The organism is Caldimonas sp., assembly GCF_046289365.1.
GTDB lineage: Bacteria > Pseudomonadota > Gammaproteobacteria > Burkholderiales > Burkholderiaceae_C > Caldimonas.
In genome coordinates this window covers 1-2105 of record NZ_JBKBVU010000332.1, presented here as the reverse complement: position 1 = coordinate 2105, position 2105 = coordinate 1, and the positions used below count along the sequence as shown (strand labels likewise).

At 66.8% G+C, this 2105-nt stretch carries 3 protein-coding genes; all 3 read left to right on the top strand.

Annotated elements, in window-relative coordinates; genetic code table 11:
• The coding region (locus ACK42S_RS17750; protein ID WP_409710730.1) for a TRAP transporter large permease subunit at window positions 1-495 on the top strand (495 nt) is incomplete at its 5' end.
• Window positions 496-535: 40 nt separating this feature from the next.
• Window positions 536-1549: a TRAP transporter substrate-binding protein gene (locus ACK42S_RS17745; protein ID WP_409710727.1), complete on the top strand. Its 1014-nt coding sequence runs from the start codon at window positions 536-538 to the stop codon at window positions 1547-1549.
• A gap of 19 nt (window positions 1550-1568) precedes the next feature.
• Window positions 1569-2105 (top strand): shikimate dehydrogenase (locus ACK42S_RS17740; protein ID WP_409710733.1); only part of this gene is annotated, 537 nt, incomplete at its 3' end.

The following is a 2105-nucleotide window of genomic DNA, read 5'->3' as shown; positions in this document are numbered from 1 at the left end:
CAGCTCTACCCGATCTTCGTCGCGGCCGCGCGCACCAGCGCCGTGATCATGTTCCTGGTGGCCGCAGCGATGGTCAGCGCCTGGCTGATCACCGTGGCAGACCTGCCGTCGATGGTCATCGACCTGCTGGAACCTTTCATCGATCGCCCCACCTTGCTCATGGTGGCCATCCTGGTGCTCGTGCTGGTGGTGGGCACGGCCATGGACATGACGCCCACCATCCTGATCCTCACACCGGTGCTGATGCCGGTGGTGAAGGCCGCAGGCATCGACCCGGTGTATTTCGGGGTGCTGTTCATCATCGTCAATGCCATCGGCCTGCTCACGCCACCGGTGGGCACGGTGCTCAACGTGGTGTCCGGCGTGGGCCGCATGAAGCTCGACGAGGTCACCCGCGGCGTGCTGCCCTTCATGGCCGCGCAGACCGCCGTGCTCTTCCTGCTGGTGCTGTTCCCGTCGATCGTCACCGTCCCGGCCCGCTGGTTCGGCGGCTGATGCCGCCCCTTCCCTCCCCCATCCCCCAAAGGAGACACCCATGACATTCAAGACCCTGACCCGCGCACTGTGCCTGAGCCTGGCCACCCTGATACCCATGACCGCCACGCTGGCCCAAGACGTCAAGGAGCGCACCATCAAGTTCGCCTTCCAGAACCAGAAGGGCCATCCGCAGGCCGAAGGGGCGCAAAAGTTCGCCGACTTGGTGGCCCAGAAGTCCGGTCGCAAGATCACCGTGCGTCTGTTCCCCGGCGGCACGCTGGGCGGTGACCTGCAGACGGTGTCGGCCCTGCAGGGCGGCACGGTCGAGATGACGGTGCTCAATGCCGGCATCCTCACGGCCCAGGTGAAGGAATTCGCGGTTTTCGACTTCCCCTTCCTCTTCGCCTCGCCGCAGGAGGCCGACGCCGTGACCGACGGGCCCTTCGGCAAGAGCCTGCTGGCCAAGCTGGAGGAAAAGAACCTCATCGGGCTGGGCTATTGGGATCTGGGCTTTCGCAACCTCACCAACAACCGCCGTCCGGTGGCCAAGGTCGAGGACATCGCCGGGCTGAAAATCCGCGTGATCCAGTCGCCGATCTACATCGACTTGTTCAACGCGTTGGGGGCGAACGCCACACCCATGCCCTTCCCCGAGGTCTACACCGCGCTCGAACAGAAGGCCATCGACGGGCAGGAGAACCCGGAGACGACCATCTACGCCTCGAAGTTCCATGAGGTTCAGAAGTATCTGACGCTCACCCGCCATGTGTACAACCCCCAGGCCCTGCTGGTGAGCAAGCGCCTGTGGGACAGCCTGAGCGCCGACGAACGGCGCATCTTCAATGAGGCCGCCGCCGAGGCCACGCGCTTCCAGCGTGAACTGTCGCGCCAGCAGGCCAGCGTGGCGCTGGAAAACCTTCGCAAGGCTGGTATGCAGGTCACCGAGCTGTCCGCGGCGGAGTTGGCGCGCTTTCGCGAGAAGGTCAAGCCCGTCATCGACAAGCACACCCAGAGCGTGGGCGCCGACACCGTGGCCGCGCTCAACGCCGAGCTGGCCAAGGTGCGCAGGTAAGGAGAGGATCGTCGTGACTGTGGTCCACACCCTCGTGGAGGCGCCCGTGCGCACGGCCGGTGCCGGCGATCGCAAGGTGCTCGTCGGCCTCATCGGCGCGGGCATCCAGCGTTCGCTGACACCGGCCATGCACGAGGAGGAAGCCCGCCACCATGGCCTTCGGCTGCACTACCAGCTCATCGACCTGGACCGCACGGGCTCGGGTGTCGAGGCCCTGCCCGGGCTCATCCAGGCGGTGCGCACCATGGGCTTTGCGGGCCTGAACATCACCTACCCGTGCAAGCAGGCCGTGATCCCGCTGCTGGACGAGCTGTCGGACGAGGCCCGTGCGATGGGAGCCGTGAACACCGTCGTGTGCCGCAACGGCCGGTTGGTGGGCCACAACACCGATGGCACCGGCTGGGCCTGGGGCTTTCGCCGCGCGCTGCCGGCCGCAGACCTGTCCGAGGTGGTGGTGCTGGGCACCGGTGGGGCAGGCGCCGCCATCGCTCACACGGTCTTGCGCCTGGGCGCGACGCGGCTGGTGCTGGTGGACCGTGAGCCCGCGCGCGCGACG